16 protein-coding genes are annotated in these 16,221 nt (G+C 71.2%); 10 read left to right on the forward strand and 6 right to left on the reverse strand.

Annotated features, from left to right (window positions below; translation table 11 throughout):
* The first annotated feature begins 152 nt into the window (after positions 1-152).
* Positions 153-986, forward strand: a complete 834-nt coding sequence (locus tag ABZ453_RS06950) for a PIG-L family deacetylase (RefSeq protein WP_359012314.1) — start codon at positions 153-155, stop codon at positions 984-986.
* A 114-nt stretch (positions 987-1,100) separates the two neighbouring features.
* On the opposite strand, the gene ABZ453_RS06955 is transcribed toward ABZ453_RS06950, so the two are convergent.
* Together ABZ453_RS06955 and ABZ453_RS06960 are read right to left on the reverse strand one after the other, a co-directional pair.
* Positions 1,101-1,946 (reverse strand): MHYT domain-containing protein, encoded by an 846-nt coding sequence (locus ABZ453_RS06955; RefSeq protein WP_359012316.1) that lies wholly within the window; start codon positions 1,944-1,946, stop codon positions 1,101-1,103.
* Between the two features lie 365 nt (positions 1,947-2,311).
* Positions 2,312-3,247 (reverse strand): chlorophyllase, encoded by a 936-nt coding sequence (locus ABZ453_RS06960; RefSeq protein ID WP_359012318.1) that lies wholly within the window; start codon positions 3,245-3,247, stop codon positions 2,312-2,314.
* A gap of 55 nt (positions 3,248-3,302) precedes the next feature.
* Between ABZ453_RS06960 and ABZ453_RS06965 the strand changes: the two genes are divergently transcribed.
* Entirely contained in the window at positions 3,303-3,704 is a 402-nt protein-coding gene (locus tag ABZ453_RS06965) for a helix-turn-helix domain-containing protein (protein ID WP_359012615.1), read from the forward strand.
* Between the two features lie 56 nt (positions 3,705-3,760).
* Here ABZ453_RS06965 and ABZ453_RS06970 read toward each other — a convergent pair whose 3' ends face one another.
* Positions 3,761-4,759 (reverse strand): NADP-dependent oxidoreductase, encoded by a 999-nt coding sequence (locus ABZ453_RS06970; RefSeq protein WP_359012320.1) that lies wholly within the window; start codon positions 4,757-4,759, stop codon positions 3,761-3,763.
* A 121-nt stretch (positions 4,760-4,880) separates the two neighbouring features.
* Here ABZ453_RS06970 and ABZ453_RS06975 point away from each other — a divergent pair, with 121 nt between their 5' ends.
* Positions 4,881-5,756, forward strand: a complete 876-nt coding sequence (locus tag ABZ453_RS06975; RefSeq protein WP_359012322.1) for a LysR family transcriptional regulator — start codon at positions 4,881-4,883, stop codon at positions 5,754-5,756.
* Between the two features lie 111 nt (positions 5,757-5,867).
* Positions 5,868-6,365: a hypothetical protein gene (locus tag ABZ453_RS06980; protein WP_359012324.1), complete on the forward strand. Its 498-nt coding sequence runs from the start codon at positions 5,868-5,870 to the stop codon at positions 6,363-6,365.
* Between the two features lie 30 nt (positions 6,366-6,395).
* Here ABZ453_RS06980 and ABZ453_RS06985 read toward each other — a convergent pair whose 3' ends face one another.
* Positions 6,396-7,265, reverse strand: a complete 870-nt coding sequence (locus ABZ453_RS06985) for a 3-hydroxybutyryl-CoA dehydrogenase (protein WP_359012326.1) — start codon at positions 7,263-7,265, stop codon at positions 6,396-6,398.
* Between the two features lie 41 nt (positions 7,266-7,306).
* A complete protein-coding gene (locus ABZ453_RS06990; protein WP_359012328.1) occupies positions 7,307-8,527 on the reverse strand; it encodes an acyl-CoA dehydrogenase family protein in 1,221 nt (406 codons plus the stop codon).
* Between the two features lie 125 nt (positions 8,528-8,652).
* Between ABZ453_RS06990 and ABZ453_RS06995 the strand changes: the two genes are divergently transcribed.
* The 6 genes from ABZ453_RS06995 to ABZ453_RS07020 all read left to right on the forward strand — a co-directional run bounded on the left by ABZ453_RS06995 (position 8,653) and on the right by ABZ453_RS07020 (position 15,449).
* On the forward strand, positions 8,653-9,468 hold the full coding sequence (locus tag ABZ453_RS06995; RefSeq protein ID WP_359012330.1) for an enoyl-CoA hydratase/isomerase family protein: 816 nt from the start codon (positions 8,653-8,655) through the stop codon (positions 9,466-9,468).
* 71 nt (positions 9,469-9,539) lie between these two features.
* Complete coding sequence (locus ABZ453_RS07000) at positions 9,540-10,172, forward strand: hypothetical protein (RefSeq protein WP_359012332.1); 633 nt, start codon at positions 9,540-9,542, stop codon at positions 10,170-10,172.
* Positions 10,169-12,742, forward strand: coding sequence for a putative PEP-binding protein (locus ABZ453_RS07005; RefSeq protein WP_359012334.1), 2,574 nt, complete (start codon positions 10,169-10,171; stop codon positions 12,740-12,742). The genes ABZ453_RS07000 and ABZ453_RS07005 overlap by 4 nt, the downstream gene beginning before the upstream one ends.
* An 8-nt stretch (positions 12,743-12,750) precedes the next feature.
* The gene (locus ABZ453_RS07010; RefSeq protein ID WP_359012336.1) at positions 12,751-13,860 is read left to right on the forward strand and encodes an acyl-CoA dehydrogenase family protein; all 1,110 of its coding nucleotides are present in this window, start codon (positions 12,751-12,753) and stop codon (positions 13,858-13,860) included.
* An 18-nt stretch (positions 13,861-13,878) separates the two neighbouring features.
* Positions 13,879-14,295, forward strand: coding sequence for an OB-fold domain-containing protein (locus ABZ453_RS07015; RefSeq protein WP_359012338.1), 417 nt, complete (start codon positions 13,879-13,881; stop codon positions 14,293-14,295).
* Entirely contained in the window at positions 14,295-15,449 is a 1,155-nt protein-coding gene (locus tag ABZ453_RS07020; RefSeq protein ID WP_359012340.1) for a thiolase family protein, read from the forward strand. The genes ABZ453_RS07015 and ABZ453_RS07020 overlap by 1 nt, the downstream gene beginning before the upstream one ends.
* A gap of 110 nt (positions 15,450-15,559) precedes the next feature.
* Here ABZ453_RS07020 and ABZ453_RS07025 read toward each other — a convergent pair whose 3' ends face one another.
* Positions 15,560-16,210 (reverse strand): TetR family transcriptional regulator, encoded by a 651-nt coding sequence (locus tag ABZ453_RS07025; protein ID WP_359012342.1) that lies wholly within the window; start codon positions 16,208-16,210, stop codon positions 15,560-15,562.
* Positions 16,211-16,221 lie beyond the last annotated feature (11 nt).

Here is a 16,221-nt window from a genome sequence, read left to right on the forward strand (position 1 = left end):
GGAGCGGTTGCATCAGCAGAGAAGGCGGCACGGCACGGGCGGGAACCACAGAAACCGCAGGACCGTGCGCCCCGCCAAAATCCTGGCACCGGCAGCGTGGCCCGCCCGCCACGCTGCTGGAAGACGACGTAGCTCTGCTGGAGGACTGTTTCATGACGGACCGGCCTTTGACGCTCATGGCTGTGCACGCCCACCCCGATGACGAGGCCACCGGAACCGGAGGAGTCCTGGCGCGATACGCGGCGGAAGGCATCCGCACGGTGCTCGTGACCTGTACCGACGGCGCATGCGGTGACGGACCGGGAGGCGTCAAGCCGGGTGATCCCGGGCACGATCCGGCGGCCGTCGCCGCCATGCGCCGCGAGGAACTCGAGGCGAGCTGCGACATTCTGAAGGTCAGCGATCTCGAGATGCTCGGCTATGCCGACTCCGGGATGATGGGCTGGCCGACCAACGACGCCCCCCACTCCTTCTGGCAGACCCCCGTCCAGGAAGCCGCGGGCCGGCTCGCCCAACTCATGCGGCAGTACCGGCCCGATGTGGTCGTCACCTACGACGAGAACGGCTTCTACGGCCACCCCGACCACATTCAGGCCCACCGCATCACCATGGCGGCGTTGAAGCTGACCGAGCTGACTCCGAAGGTGTACTGGACCACGATGCCCCACTCGGCGATGCAGCGGTTCGGCGAGTTCATGCGCGAGTCCGGTCAGGACATGCCGGAGCCGGATCCCGCCGAGGCCGCTGCCACGGCCGAGATCGGGCTTCCCGACGACGAGATCACCACGTGGGTGGACGCCACGGCGTTCAGCGGCCAGAAGTTCGAGGCGCTGGCCGCGCACGCCAGCCAGGGCGACAACATCTTCTTCCTCAAGATGGGCCAGGAGAGGTTCGGCGAACTGATGGGCACGGAGACCTTCCTTCGCGTTCAGGACCCGACCGGCACGGCCGCACCCGAGGACGACCTCTTCGCCGGACTGCGCTGACCTCCCCGGTCCGACCGGCCCGCGAAGCACATCGAATCGACCACACGGGCCGGTCGAACACTGGGCACATCCCAGGACCCGGGGGGGCACCCGAGGCGGCCCGGCGCACGGCCGTCAGGGCGCGTAGCCCTCCGTACGGTGCGTCTGGTTCTGTGCCTGGTACGGGGAGGGATACGGGGCGGCGGAGTCGTAGGTCCCGGTCCCGGCGAAGGCCTGGTACGGTGCTTCGTCTCCGACGATCAAGTCGGGGTCGAACATGACGATCACGGCCGCCACCAGGAGGACCACGAGCGGGCCGGCGAGCATCGCCAGAAGGAACGAGATCAGGTCGGTGGACGACTGTGACGCGCCGCCGGCCCCGGTGATGTGAGCGGAGACCGCGGCCATCCCCGTGTAGTGCATTCCGGTGACGGCCACTCCCATGACCAGGCTGGCGCCGAGGCTGGACCAGAAGGTGTGGATGGAAATGGCCGCCCACAGAGCCGCCGTTGCCGCCGCGATCGCGATCACGACGGACAACGCCACCGTCGTCAAGTCGTAGTGCAGGGTCCCGTCCGTGTGGACAGCGCCCATTCCCAGGTAGTGCATGGCTGCGACACCGAGTCCGGTGATCGTCCCCGCGACGCCCAGGTTCACGGGTGAGCCGCCGCGGTAGCCGACGAGGAACACACCGACCGCGACGACCGCGATGGCGACAGCGAGGCTCAACACGGTCTTCGGTGTGTCGTAACTGAGCAGCGCGCCCTGGACGCTGAATCCGATCATGCCGATGAAGTGCATCGTCCAGATGCCCGAGCCGATCGAAATGGCTCCCAGTGCCAGCCAGCCGGCTCTTCGCTGCGGGCGGCGCAGCGAACGCGTCGTGCATCGCAGCCCCAGCGCCGCGCCGAGGCAGGCCATCAGGTAGGCGGCAACGGGAGTTACGGCGCCGTAATGGAAGTTGGAGACGGTGGCGTTCACGAGGGTTCCTTCCTGCGGGACGACACGCCGCCCAGCAGGCACGACGTCGACCACGACGTTGCAGGGCGAGGACGGTCACAGACCGGCCCGGCGGACAGGAACGGAGCGGACGGGGCCCCGCGACGCGTGCGGGGCACAGGGAACCGGTCGATCAGATCAAGCCACCTGGCCGAGTTGCGCATGATTCAACCACGCCGCACACACAGAACCTACACATCAGGGGAAACGGTTCTCCCATTTGATACGTAGGCATGGGCAGACCTGGGCGACATAGCGTCTGACCGGACCACGCGCTCCTCGCGTGTCCGCGCCGGCGGTTGGCGCCGCTCGAAGAAGCGAAGATCTCGGGCCAGGCCGCGAACCACCTACTTGCTCTCGGTGCTGAAGGCACCGGCGCTGTGGCTGATCCGGTCCCGCAGGGCCTGCCAGCTTCGTGCGTCGACGCTGAGGACGTCGTGCAGGTAGGCGGAGACGGCGTCGGCGACGAGGGCGACGCGGGCAGGGTCCTCGTCGGTGGTGTCCTTGGCGGCCTCGCCGGAGATACCGCCGAGGAGGTGCTCGCCCTCGGCGATGGTGAGCAGTCGCTTCGGGCCCGGGCTGAGGTGGTAGGCGTCGGTGAGCCATTCCGGTCCGCGGGTGGTCATCAACGACTGGTCCTTTCCGCCGGCTATGACCAGGGCGGGGGCGCTCATGCCGGAGAAGTCCGGGCGCGCGAACGGGAGATACGTGAGCGCGAAGGGCGTCAGGGCGTCCCCGGCACCGGCGGCCGCGATGAGCGCGCCCGCCTTGACGGCGGGGTGGGAGAAGTCCTCGCCCGGGTTGCCCTCGGTGTCGAGGACGCGGGCGCCCAGGAGGGCTCCGGCGGTCTGTGCTCCCCAGGAGTGCCCGACGGCAGCGACGCGATCGCGGTCGGCGCGCACGGCCGGACCGCCGACCTGGTCGAGGATGTCGCCGAGGCCGTCCAGGACACTGTGCAGATCGGCTATGCGCACACGCCAGATGGTGGCGAAACGGGGATCGTCGAAGCCGATGCCGTGGCGGCGGGAGTCCAGATGGGTGGGCTGCACCACGATGAACCCGGCAGCAGCCCAGCGGTCGACGAGGGGCTGGTAGCCGTCCATCGACCAGGCGTTGCCGTGGGAGAAGACGATGACGGGCAGGTCTCTCCCCTCGACGGGTGCGGTGACCTTGACCTGCAGGTCGATGCCGCGGTCGGTGGTGGGAACGGTGATGGGCTTGACGGCGATGACCTGTCGGTCGAGCGTGGCCGTGGGGCGGCTCTGGCCGGAGTGAAGTTCCATGGCCTCGACGTTAGGAAGCCGACAGGAACCAAAAGGTAACCTTCGGCTCGTGAACATGACAGTAGCCGACCTGACGAGCGCGGCAAAGGAGCTGGAAGCGGGCACGGTGTTCCTCGCCGACTGCCCCGCACGGCTGGCGATCGAGATCATCGCCAACAAGTGGTCCGTTGTTGTCCTGTTCGCTCTCACCGGCGGACCCAGGAGACACAGCGAACTCGTCACGCTGTCCGGCGGGATCTCGCGCAAGGTACTGACGCAGACCCTTCGCCGCCTGCAGAGCAACGGCCTGGTCGACCGGCGGGTATACGCCGAAGCGCCGCCGCGGGTCGAGTACAGCCTGACCACGCTCGGCCGGACACTCCAGGAGCCGATCGTGATGCTGACCGAGTGGGCGCGAACCAACGGCGAAGCTGTCGTCGACTTCCGGGAGTCGGCAGCCGCCAGGTCGATCAACTGAGAGGCCTGCTCCTCAAGGCAGCACCGGAGCCGCCACCGTCTGATGAGGTTCGGCGCTCACGAGATCACCGTCAGCACGATCTTGCCTTGGATGTGGCCCCGCGCGGCTCGCGTGTGCGCGCGCCCCGCCTCGGGCAGCGGGTAGGTGCTGTCCACCCCGACCTGAAGCTTGCCCTCGTCGAACAGGCCTCCGATCTCGGCGAGTTGGGGGCCGTTGGAACGCACCTGAATGTTGGAGACGGTGATGCCCAGACGCGCCGTCACTTCCGGGTCGTACTCGGCGAAGAACACCGGAAGCATGGTGCCGCCGCGCTTGAGCACGGTCAGGAAGCGTGAGCTGTCCGGGCCACCGACGGTGTCGATCACCAGGTCGACGCCGCTGACCACGTCCGCGGCCTGCGTCGTGGTGTAGTCGATGAACTCGTCGGCGCCGAGCTTGCGCAGGAACTGCTCGTGCCGGCCCGAGGCCACCGCGATGACGTGTGCCCCCTTCCATTTCGCCAGCTGCACCGCGAAGTGACCCACTCCACCAGCGGCCCCGTTGACCAGCACGGTCATCCCCGGCGTGATCGGCACCGGCCGGTGCACCTGGCCGGTGAAGGGAGACGGCACGCCATGGCCGAGATCAACCAGGTACTGCCAGGCCGTCAGCAGGGCCATCGGCGCACCGGCCGCCTCAACGTGGTCGATACCGGCCGGCTTGTGAGCCAGGTCAGAAGCCGGCGCGGCCACGTACTCGGCGTACGTCCGGCCGTCGAATCCGGGAAACCGCAGCATGCCGAAGACCTCGTCACCGACGGCGAACCCCGCCACGTCCGGAGCGACCGCCTGGACCACGCCCGACATATCAGTTCCCGGGATCAGGGGGAATTCGAGCGCCGGCCTCATCTCGGCCGGCATGACCTTCATCCCCTCACGCAGGTACCAGTCCGGCGGGTTGATGCCCGCCGCGTGCACCCGGACGAGTACCTCGCCCGGGCCGATCCCGGGAACCGGCACCTCGTCGTACCGCAGAACTTCCGGCCCGCCCGCCTCGTGGAACTGGATCGCCTTCATCGCGCCTGTCGCTTTCTCGGGGAAACGTTGCTCCTTCAGTCAAGGCTCGGGACGGCACGGCCGTCCAAGACCCCTTCGGCAACCGGTCATTCCGAAACAGCATGACGCGTACCCTGCAGGGGTGAACGATCTCGGACAGGACCTGGAACTGCGGCTGGTGCGCTACTTCACCGTGGTCGCGGCGCACCAGCACTTCGGCCGGGCCGCCGCCGACCTGCACGTGGCCCAGCCGGCGCTGAGCCGCCAGATCCAACGGCTCGAGAAATATCTCGGCACACGACTGCTGGACCGCACCCCCCAGGGCACCCGGCTCACTCCGGCCGGCCAGACATTCCTCCCCCGGGCCCAGGCCCTGCTGCGCGCCGCACGCGAGGCCGAGCTGGCCGTGCGTGAACAAGCCCGGACCGAACGAATCACCATCGGTTACGTCGAAGACCTGGTGATCACTGCGGCCGTACGGGAGCTGCGCCTCCGTCACCCGGACGCCGAGATCGCCACCAGGCATCTGAGTTGCCGCGAGGTCGGGGCACTGTCGGACAAGCGCGTCGATGCCCTGATCGCGCGGACCCCGTTGCCGCTCGCCGCCGACGACGTGAACACCACCCCGCTGTACGAGGAGCCCCGGATGCTCGTGGTCCCCCGCGGCCATCCCTTGGCCGACCGCGCATCGGTGACCGCGGAAGAACTGGCCGACGAAGAGGCGGCGCCGTGCGCGTTCGAGACCGCGGGCTGGGCTTCCTACCGGATCCTCGGGGCCGGTGTGCCGCCGATCGAGAGCTACGAGGACAAGCTCGAACTCGTCGCGAGCGGCAGGGCGATCGCCGTCCTACCGGTCGGCGATCGGCGCAGCTCACTGCGTCCCGACCTCGTCACCCTCCCGATCGAGGGTGCTCCCCCCAGCCAGGTCGTCCTGGTCAGCCGCAAGGACGACCCGAATCCGATGATCAGGAATCTCCGGCTGGCCGCCACGGCCGTCCTCACCGCCCCGGCCGCCTGACCGGACGAAGCCGGGCATGACGATGGGCGGCAGGTCCAGGGAGGCCCCCGAGCAGAGATCGAGTACATCGGCAGCGAGCGCTGCAGCGAGGCGAAGAATGGCACCCAGGCCGTGGGCGTGCTCGCCCTCGTCGGCGCGGGCAGCATGTTCCTCGCCCCCTCCGCCGGGAAGTGGGTGGACCGGTACGGGCCAGACCGCGTCAACCTGTGGTGTGTAGCGGCCGGACTCGCCGCGGCGGGCGTGCTGACGGCCGGCGCGCTCGGCGGTATCGCCGGGATCGTGGCCCTCGCCGCCGGACTGCTGCTGATCGACGTGGCGGTGCAGTGCGGACAGGTCGCCAACCAGGCCCGCATCTTCGCCCTGCGGCCGGAGATCCACAGCCGACTCAACACCGGCTACATGACCTGCTCGTTCCTCGGCGCGAGCGCCGGATCCTGGCTCGGCACCCGCGCCTACACCCACCTCGGCTGGTGGGCGGTCTGCGCGCTCATCGCCCTCGCCATGGCGTCCGCCGTGGTGATGTACGTCGTCGCAGGCGGCGGACGCCGCATCACCCGGGCCGGGGAGCAGGACGCCGGCGTGTCGGCGGCACCGGCCCGAACCCGGTGAGCGACGCTGTCCGACGCGGCATGTGATCGGTCACGAAACGGCGGTGTAGTCGTAGAACCCTCCGCCGCTCTTACGGCCCAGACGGCCCGCGGCGACCATGCGGCGCAGCAGCGTCGGCGGTGCGTAGAGGGGCTCTTTGAACTCCTCGTACATCGATTCCGCAACGGCCTGTGCGGTGTCCAGGCCGATGAGGTCGAGCAGGCGCAGTGGTCCCATGGGGTGGGCACAGCCGAGTTCCATGCCGCGGTCGATGTCCTCGGCGCCGGCGGATCCTGACTCGACCATGCGCACGGCTGCGAGAAGGTAGGGCACCAGGAGTGCGTTGACCACGAATCCGGAGCGGTCGCTGGCCTCGACGACCTCCTTTCGCAGGTGCTCGGAGGCGAAGGCCCGGGTCCGCAGCAGTGTGTCGGGGCTCGTGGTCAGAGCGGGGATGATCTCGACGAGTCTCTGCACCGGTACGGGGTTGAAGAAGTGCATGCCGATGACCTGCGCCGGGCGTCCGGTGCGGACGGCGAGGTCGACGATGGGGATCGACGAGGTGTTGCTCGCGAGGATCGCCTGGGGGTCGGTGACGACTCGGTCGAGCGTCTCGAAGACGGCCGTCTTGATGTCGCGGTTCTCGGCGACGGCCTCGATGACGAACTGGCGGTCGGCCATGGCTTCGAGGTCGTCGGCGAAGGTGAGCCGGGACAGGGCGGCGTCCCGCGCGGCTTCGGTGAGCTTGCCGCGGCGCAGTCCGTGGTCGAGGGAGGCCACGACCCTTCGGCGGCCGGCTTCGGCGGCCTCCTGGGACGACTCGGCGACCAGGACGTCGAGGCCGCCGAGGGCGGCGACCTGGGCGATGCCGGAGCCCATGAGACCGCAGCCGACGACGCCGAGGCGAGTGATGGTTTCCATGTGAGGGTCCTTGGGGGTGGGTGAGGGGCCGGCCATCGCGGTCACGAGTCGGCGGTTGCGCCCTGGAGGGACTGCCGGTAGGGCTTCAACGCACGGCGTGCGATGGCGAAGCGGTGGGTCTCGGACGGGCCGTCGTAGATGCGGAAGGGGCGTACGTCGCGAAGGAGGCGGGCCAGCGGGGCGTCCGCGGCGGAGATGCCGAGTGCTCCACAGATCTGCACCGCCCGGTCGACCACGCGGTTGACGGCCTCCGCCACGAAGGTCTTGGACACCGAGGTCAGCTGCGCGGCGGCCGGAGAGCCGGTGTCCAGTTCCCAGGCGGTGCGCAGGACGAGGGCGCGGCAGGCTTCGATGTCGATCTCGGAGTCCGCCAGCATCTGCTGCACCATGCCGAGGTCGCCGAGCACCGAGCCGAACGCCGTCCGGCTCCCGGCCCGCTCCAGGGCGGTGTCCTGGGCACGGCGGGCCGCGCCGAGCCAGCGCATGCAGTGGGTCATACGGGCGGGGCCGAGCCGGACCTGGGCGCCGGCGAAGCCCTGGTCCACCGCGCCGAGCACATGGTCGTCGCCGACCACGCATCCGTCGAAGACGATCTCGCCGTGTCCGGCGAAGAAGCCTTCGTCCAGGGTCTGGATGTCACGGACCACCTGCATGCCGGGGGTGCCGGCGTCGACCAGGAACATGGTGGCGCCGCCGATGTCGCCGGGGCTGCCGGAGGTGCGCGCCATGACGATGGTGAAGCCGGCTCCGTTCGCCCCAGTGATGAACCACTTGCGTCCGTCGATGCGCCATCCGCCGGGCACCCGGGTCGCGGTGGTCCGCAGGGACCGGGGGTCGGCGCCGGCCCCGGGGGCCGGTTCGGTCATGGCGAAGCAGGAGCGCGTCTCGCCGCTGGCGAGGGGACGCAGATAGCGTTCCTTCTGCTGTTCGGTGGCGATCTTCTCCAGCAGGTGCATGTTGCCCTCGTCCGGAGCTGCGCAGTTCAGTGCCAGCGGACCGAGCAATGAGTACCCGGCCGCTTCGAACACCGCTGCCTGTCCGCGCAGGTCGAGCCCGTGGCCGCCCCAGCGCTCGGGCACGTGCGGGGCGAACACCCCTGCCTCGCGGGCGCCTTTGTGCAGGCTCTGACGCAGGGCCTCGGGGGCGTCATGCACGGATCCGCCGCACGCGCGCTCGGCCGGGATCACCACCTCGCGGACGAACTCGGTGGTTCTCTCGGTGAGTCGGGTGACGACCGGGTCGGGATCGAACTGGATCGGCACGGTTCCTCCCGCCGACGGGCGACCGGGCACGGGCGCCCGTCGCGACCTAGAAACTGTACAACGTCTCCAGTATCTTGCCCGAGTGATCCGAGCGACACGCCCGGCGACGAGGGGAGACGACCGTCATGAGCACTGAGCCGGTCCGGGTGGTCCGCCACCCCGACGGAGTGGTGGAGTTGAGACTGGAGGACGCCGGGCGGGGCAACGCCCTGGACCTGCGCACGGCCGAGGCACTGCGGGACGCGAGCGCCGAGGTCGCCGCGGCTCCGGGCGGCGCCGTGCTGCTGCGGTCGTCGGGCAGCACCTTCTGCGTGGGGGGCGACCTGCGCGCCTTCGCCGGCCGGGGCGCGGACACCGGTGGCTACGTGCACGCCGTCGCGACCGCCGCGCACGCCGCCGTGGCGACCCTGTACGAGCTGCCGGTGCCGGTCGTGACAGCCGTGCGCGGTGCCGTCGCGGGGGGTGGGATCGGCCTCGCCCTCGTCGGCGACCTGGTCCTGGCCGCGCGTTCGGCGCGGTTCCGACTGGCCTACACCGCCATCGGCCTGACTCCGGACTGCGGGGCGTCCTGGCTGCTGCCGCGCCTGGCGGGCCCCCGACTGACAGCGGACCTGATCCTGACCAACAGGGTCCTGACCGGCGAGGACGCCGAACGCCACGGGCTCGCCACCCGGGCGGTCGCGGACGAGGAACTGGACGAGGCCGCTTTCCGCTGCGCCGCCGACCTGGCCGCGGGGGCGGGCCAGGCGCTGCGCGCCGCGAAGAGACTGCTGCGCGGCGACACCGGCGACGAACTGCGCCGCCACCTCGCCGAGGAGGCGCGGCTGATCGCCGCCCTGGCGGACGGCGAGCAGGCACAGGCCCGCATGGACGCCTTTCTGGCGGCCCGGGTGCGGACGAAAGGCCCGACCGGGTCGAGGGAACCCGAAAGTGTTTCTTGACACCCCCTTCACTAACCAGCCTGCCGGAGCGTAACCTCCGGGCAACACGGAACCGAGGAAAAGGTGTGGCGATGCAACCTGCTGCCGTGGACGGGACGGACGCTCTCGACGAGATCCTCACCGAAGCCGTTGTCGACCTGGTCCTGCGCGGCATGTGGCGCGGCAGGCCCGAGTCCGACCACAGCCCTCTGACCGAGGCCGGACTGGCCATGGTGAAGGGCCCCATGGTCCTGCCGACCGAGCGCGCAAAGACAATCGCCGCACGGACCCTCCGGGTGCCCGCGGGGTCCGAGCAGGAGGGGCGGATCACCGCGGCCTACCGGGCCTTCCTGCCGGTCAACCGCCGTATCCGTGAGGTGTGCACGGCATGGCAGTGCCGCCCCGACGGCACCGCCAACGACCACACCGACAGCGTCTACGACGCCGGGGTGCGCGAGGCGCTGGAGGACGTGCACGAGGACATCCAGCCCGTGCTGCGCAGGCTCGAGTCCGTGCTCGTGGGCAGCGGGCGGTATCTGACCGATCTGGAGGACGCCCTCGACCGCTTCGACGACGGCGCCACGGAGTGGCTGGCATCGCCGCTGTGCGACTCGTACCACACGGTGTGGATGCGGCTGCATCAGGAACTGCTGCTGGTCCTCGGGATCAGCCGGGCCGAGGACGAGGCCCTGGAGGAAGAGCTGGTCACGGGGAGCCGGGATTGAGCATCACCGAACGCCCGGCCGGGTCCCCCGCCCAGGCGCACGCCTCCGGCCACAGCCTGGTGCCGTACGGCCAGGGCCGCAGCCGCGGACTCGACGCCACCGGCCTGGGCACACACGGCCTCGCCATGGACCGGCTGGTGACGCTCGGGCTCCCGGTGGTGCCGGGACTGACCGTGCCGGCCGAGTCGGCCGCGTCGCTGGGCGAGCCCGGGACCGCACGGGCCGCCGTCGAACTCGTGGAGCAGCTGTCGGGGCGCCAGGTCGGCGATCTTGGCAGACCGCTGCTGCTGCGTCTGTCGGCCAGCGCGCCGAGCGAGGTCGCGGGGCTGCCGCCGGACCTCGCCGGGATCGGTCTCACCCCGACCGGCGCCGACGGACTGTGTGCCGTCATCGGCCGGAAGGAGGCGCTGTACGACGTATGGGCCTCCACCGTGAGCATGATCGCCGAGTACGCCCTCGACGTGCCCGGCCACACACTCGACGACGCCCGGCTCGACGCCGACGGCCCCCAGGCCCGCGTCGACGCGCTGCTGACGGCAGCCGCGCAGCACGGGGCACGGCCCTACCCCGACGATCCGGCCAAGCAACTCGCCCTGGCCGCCAGGGCGATGCTGGCCCGATGGGCCTCGCCCCGGGCCAGGCGCTCCCGCAAGGCCCAGGGACTGCCCGCGGACCTCGGCATCGCCCTGCACGTCCAGGCCCTGCGCATCGGCCCCTGGGACCGCTCCGGCTACGGCACCGCGGAGAGCCGGGACGCCGACACCGGCCGCTTCGCGACCCGGGGCTCCTTCTTCCGCGGGGTACGTCGCAGCGCACCGCCCCCGCACCCGGGTGAACCGCTGGAAGAACTTGGCGCGGGGCGCGCGCTCCTGGAGCACGCCCTGCTCACCCTCGAACGCCATCTGCACGCCGCGGTCCGCGTCGACTTCGAACTGCGCGACGGCGAGGTCGCGCTGCTGTCCGCCTCGGCCGTCGGCCGCCCCCCGCTGCGCGCCGCGGTGTGCCTCGCCGCGGATCTGGCGGCGGAAGGCGTACTGGAGCGGGAAGCGGCCGTGCAGCGGGTCACCCCCGTCCAGGTGCAGGAACTGCTGCACCCCCGGCTCAAGCCGACCGCAGGGGACGAACCTCTCGTCCGCGGTCTGCCCGCCTCTCCAGGGGCCGCGTCCGGCCCGATCGCCCTGTCCAGCGAGCGCGCCCTCGAACTGGCCGGCTCGGGTACGCCCGCCGTCCTGGTGGCCCACGAAACCACCCCCGCCGACGTCCCCGGCATGCTGGCCGCAGCCGCGGTCCTCACCGGCAGCGGCGGCATCGCCTCACACGCCGCCGTGGTGGCGCGCGGCGCCGGCACACCGGCCGTATGCGGCGCCGAAGGACTGCGGGTCGACCCAGTGGCCGGCACCGTGCGCATCGGCGACCGGGTGTTCGCCGAAGGCGATCCGGTCTCCCTCGACGGCCGCACCGGCGCCGTGTACGCCGGGCGCCTCCCGGTCACCGCGGCAGGCCCACCGCCGGAACTGTCCACCCTCCTCACCTGGGCGGACGGCGTACGACGGCTGGGCGTTCGCGCCAACGCCGACACGGCCGCGGAGGTGGACACCGCCGTCGCCCTGGGCGCCGAGGGGGTCGGCCTGTGCCGCACCGAACACCAGTTCCTGGGCGAACGCCTGCCTCTGATCCGACGGGTGCTCCTGGCCGCCGACGGCTCCGCCCGAAACGAGGCACTGCGCGCGCTGGAACAGGCCCAGCACGAGGACTTCCGGTCACTGCTGTCCGCCGTCGGCGACCGGCCGGTGACCGTACGGCTGCTGGACGCTCCCCTGCACGAGTTCCTGCCCGCGCCGGGCGAGGCCGGTGACACCGAGGCCGAGCACCGGGCCGCCGCGCTGCGCGAGGCCAACCCCATGCTCGGGCTGCGCGGAGTGCGCCTGGCCCTGCTGCACGAACGGCTGTACCCGGCGCAGGCCGAGGCCCTCTTCGCCGCCTGGGTGGACGTCGCCGCCACCGGGGTGCGGCCCACGCTGGAGGTCATGATTCCGCTCGTCAGCCTGCCGGAGGAACTGGCCGCGGCGGCGACGTACGTCCGCGGGGCGGCCGACACGGTCGCCGAACGCACCGGCGTCCGGGTCCCCTACCGGCTCGGCACCATGATCGAGACTCCCCGGGCCGCGCTGCTGGCCGCCGAACTCGCCGAGCACGCCGAGTTCTTCTCCTTCGGCACCAATGACCTGACCCAGCTCACCTACGGCTTCTCCCGCGACGACGTCGAACGCCAGGTGCTCGGCACCTACCAGGAACGCGGGTTGCTGAACGCCAGCCCCTTCGCCCGGCTCGACCCGCATGGCGTGGGCGCCCTCATCGGCCTCGCCGCCGAACGGGCCCGCAGCACCCGCCCCGACATCAAGCTGGGTGTGTGCGGTGAGCACGGCGGGGATCCCGAGTCGATCGACCTCTGCGACGACCTGGGCCTCGATTACGTCTCCTGCTCCGCGCACCGGGTACCGGTCGCCCGTATGGCGGCCGCGCACAGTGCCCTGCGCGAGCGCCGCGACGACAGCGGGAGCACACCGTGACGACCACCATGACCGACAGCACGGCCCTGTCCCAGGCAGAGCTGGACGACCTTCGCGAGACCGTCCGCGCGGTGTGCGCGGACACCGGCGGCACCGCCGCGGTGCGCCGGATGTCCGAACACGCTCCCGGTATCGACGCCGGGCTGTGGCACACCCTCGGCCGCCAGGTCGGCCTGGCCGCCCTCGGCCTGCCCGAGTCGGCCGGAGGCATCGGCGGCCTCGCCGAGATCGCCGTGGTCTGCGAGGAGCTGGGCAGGACGCTCACCCCGGTACCTCTGCTGTCGTCCACCGTGCTGGCCGGACAGGTACTGGCGGGCTGCGGCACCGCCGACTCCGCACTGACGCACCTGGCCGAGGGCAGGGTGCACGGCCTGGCGGTGGCGGCTCCCGACGGCACATGGCGGCCCGAAAGCGTGCCGGTCGCCGTCGCCACCTGGCACGGCAGCGTGCCGGTCCTGGAGGGCACCGCTCCGTTCGTCCTCGACGGCGCCGACGCGGAGGCACTGGTCGTCGCAGCCGCGGGCACCGACGGCGTGGACCTCTTCCTCGTCGACCCGCGCGAGCCGGGGGTGACAGTGCGCCGGGTACCCACCCTGGACCTCAGCCGAGGGCAGGCTGTCATCACCTTCACGGGTGCGCGGGCGCGCGCACTGACCGCCGGCGGGGAGGGCGCGGATGTCGTCACCCGCGCGCTGGACGTGGCCCTGGTGGCCCTGGCCGCAGAGCAACTGGGCGGCGCCCAGGCCGCGTTGGACATGACCGTGGCACACGTACAGAACCGCACCCAGTTCGGCAGGTCCATCGGCAGCTTCCAGGCGGTCAAGCACGCCTGCGCCGACATGTTGCTCCAGGTGGAGTCCGCCCGGTCGGCCGTGGTGCGCGCGGTCCGCGTCGCGGCGGCGCCCGAAGCGCTCGCCGAGGCGGCCGCGGTCGCCCAGGCCTGGTGCGGCGAGGCGTTCGTGCACGTGGCCGCCGAATGCGTGCAGCTGCACGGAGGCATGGGCTTCACCTGGGAGCACGACGCGCACCTGTACTTCCGGCGCGCCCAGTCCGACGCCGTCCTCCTCGGCGGCGCCGCACACCACCGGGAACGACTCGCGCACCTGCTCGGCTGGTGACACGGAAGGCGGGACGGCATGACCACCAGACTCATCGACGACACCCTGTTCGACAGCGCTGATCCCCCGCGTCTCGTCGGCGCGCGCTGCTCCCCCTGTGGCACCGTCGTCTTCCCCCGGCAGGACTCGTGCCCCAGGTGTTCGCACACGCCCATGACCCCCCATGTCCTGCCGGAGAGCGGCCGGCTGTGGTCGTGGACGCTGCAGGCGTTCCCGCCGAAGCCGCCCTACCGGCCGCCGTCGAGCGGCTGGAAGCCGTACCACGTCGGCTACGTGGACCTCGGCGAGGTGCTGGTGGAGGCCCGGCTCGCGATGACCCGCACGGAGATACGCATCGGGCGACGCGTCCGGCTCACCACAGTCCCCGCGTATCAGGACGAGAACGGCCACCAAGTGCTGACCTTCGCCTTCGCACCCGATCAGGAAGACCAGTGATGACAACGACCGACGAGGTCTACGTCGTCGGCTGCGGCATGCACCCCTTCGGCCGCGACGAGACCGTCACCGGGATGGACATGGCCGAGCGGGCGGTGCGCGAGGCACTGGCCGACGCCGGCGTCGCCTGGGAGGACATCGGCTTCGCGGCGGGCGGCTCCGACGTGTCCGGGAAACCCGACACCCTGGTGGCCCGGCTGGGGCTGACCGGAGTGCCGTTCGTCAATGTGCAGAACGGCTGCGCGACCGGAGCCTCGACCGTGCTCTCGGTCGCCAACGCCCTCCGGGCGGGAGAGGCCGCACTCGGTCTGGCGGTCGGCTTCGACAAGCACGAGCGGGGAGCGTTCAACGCCTCGCCGGCCCGCTACGGGCTGGGTGACTGGTACGCCGAGAGCGGCATGATGCTGACGACGCAGTTCTTCGCCCTGAAGACCCAGCGGTATCTGCACGAGTACGGCATGTCGGAGCGGACGCTGGCGAGGGTGGCCGAGCGGGCCTTCCGCAACGGCTCGCGGCATCCCATGGCCTGGCGGCGCAAGCCGCTCACGGAACAGGAGATCCTGGACTCCGCGGAGGTCAGCCCGCCGCTCACGCAGTACATGTTCTGCTCGCCCGGGCAGGGCGCGGTGGCACTCGTGCTGGCCCTCGGTGACCGCGCCTTCGACCTGTGCGAACGGCCGGTCAGACTCGCGGGCTTGGCACTGCGGACCCGGCGGTTCGGCTCCTTCGAGGTCTTCTCCCCGTGGCTGCCGCCGGGCCCGCACCGCAGCCCCAGCGTCGATGCCTCCGAGGCGGTCTTCCGACGGGCGGGAGTGTCTCCGGCGGATGTGCGGGTGGCGCAGGTCCAGGACACCGACAGCGGCTCGGAGCTGATCCACCTGGCCGAGACCGGGCTGTGCGCGCACGGCGAACAGGAGGCGTTGCTGGCCGCCGGCGAGACGGATCCCACGGGACGGCTGCCGGTGAACACCGACGGCGGCTGCCTGGCCGGCGGGGAGCCCGTGGGCGCGTCGGGACTGCGCCAGTTCCACGAGGTCGTACGGCAGTTGCAGGGCCGCGCGCCGGGAGCACAGGTGCCGGGCGGGCCGCGGGTGGGCTTCACCCATGTGTACGGGGCGCCGGGAATCAGCGCCTGCTCGGTGCTGACGGTGTGAGTGGCCGGCCGAACGACGTCGCGGCCGAGGGTCGTAGGTCTGACGTCCCGGTTCCCTACGGCTGGAGGGTGTCGGGACGGCGGGCTGCGAATCCGGCAGCGGCGCGCTGTTCAGCCCTGCGTCACGGCGCTCTGGTCCGCGGCGACGATCCGCAGGGCGGTCGACCTGACCGCTTGTTGCACCGAGCGTTGAGGCAGTCCGGCCAGCGGACCGCCTTCCGCGCGCAGCGCGGTGACCAGCATGGTGGTGCTGATGAGGGTACGGACCGCCAAGGCCTGCGCGGCGTGGCGGGAGCGGGCCGCGCGGGCGCTGCGCGTGGTCGCCTCGGGCAGGTAGTCGTAGGCGCGCTGGATGTGCCGCTGTTCGAATTCGTCGCGCAGAGCCTTGACGTTGCCGTTGGCGGAGGCGATCTGGACCTGGAACAGCCGGGCCTCGTCGGGGTTGCTCTCCACCCAGTCCCACACGGCGTCGATGACGCGCACCAGGCCCTTGGCGTCGCCCGGTTCGGTCTCCGGGCGGGCCTCCTCCACCACGGCGTTCAGCTGGTCGAAGACCCGGCGCATGGACAGTTCGAGGAGTTCTTCCTTGCCGTCGAAGTGGTAGTAGACGGCTGTGGGCACGACCTGGGCCTCGTCGGCGATGTCCTGGACGCTGGTCTCGGCGAAGCCCTTGGAGCCGAAGACACGCACCGCGGCGCCGATGATGTGCTGTCGCCGCGAGGGCCGGTGGGCCGGCTGCTTGCCATGGGGCGTGGTGGCCATGTGTGCTCCCT

The organism is Streptomyces sp. NPDC005799 (genome assembly GCF_040630525.1).
Lineage (GTDB): Bacteria > Actinomycetota > Actinomycetes > Streptomycetales > Streptomycetaceae > Streptomyces > Streptomyces griseorubiginosus_B.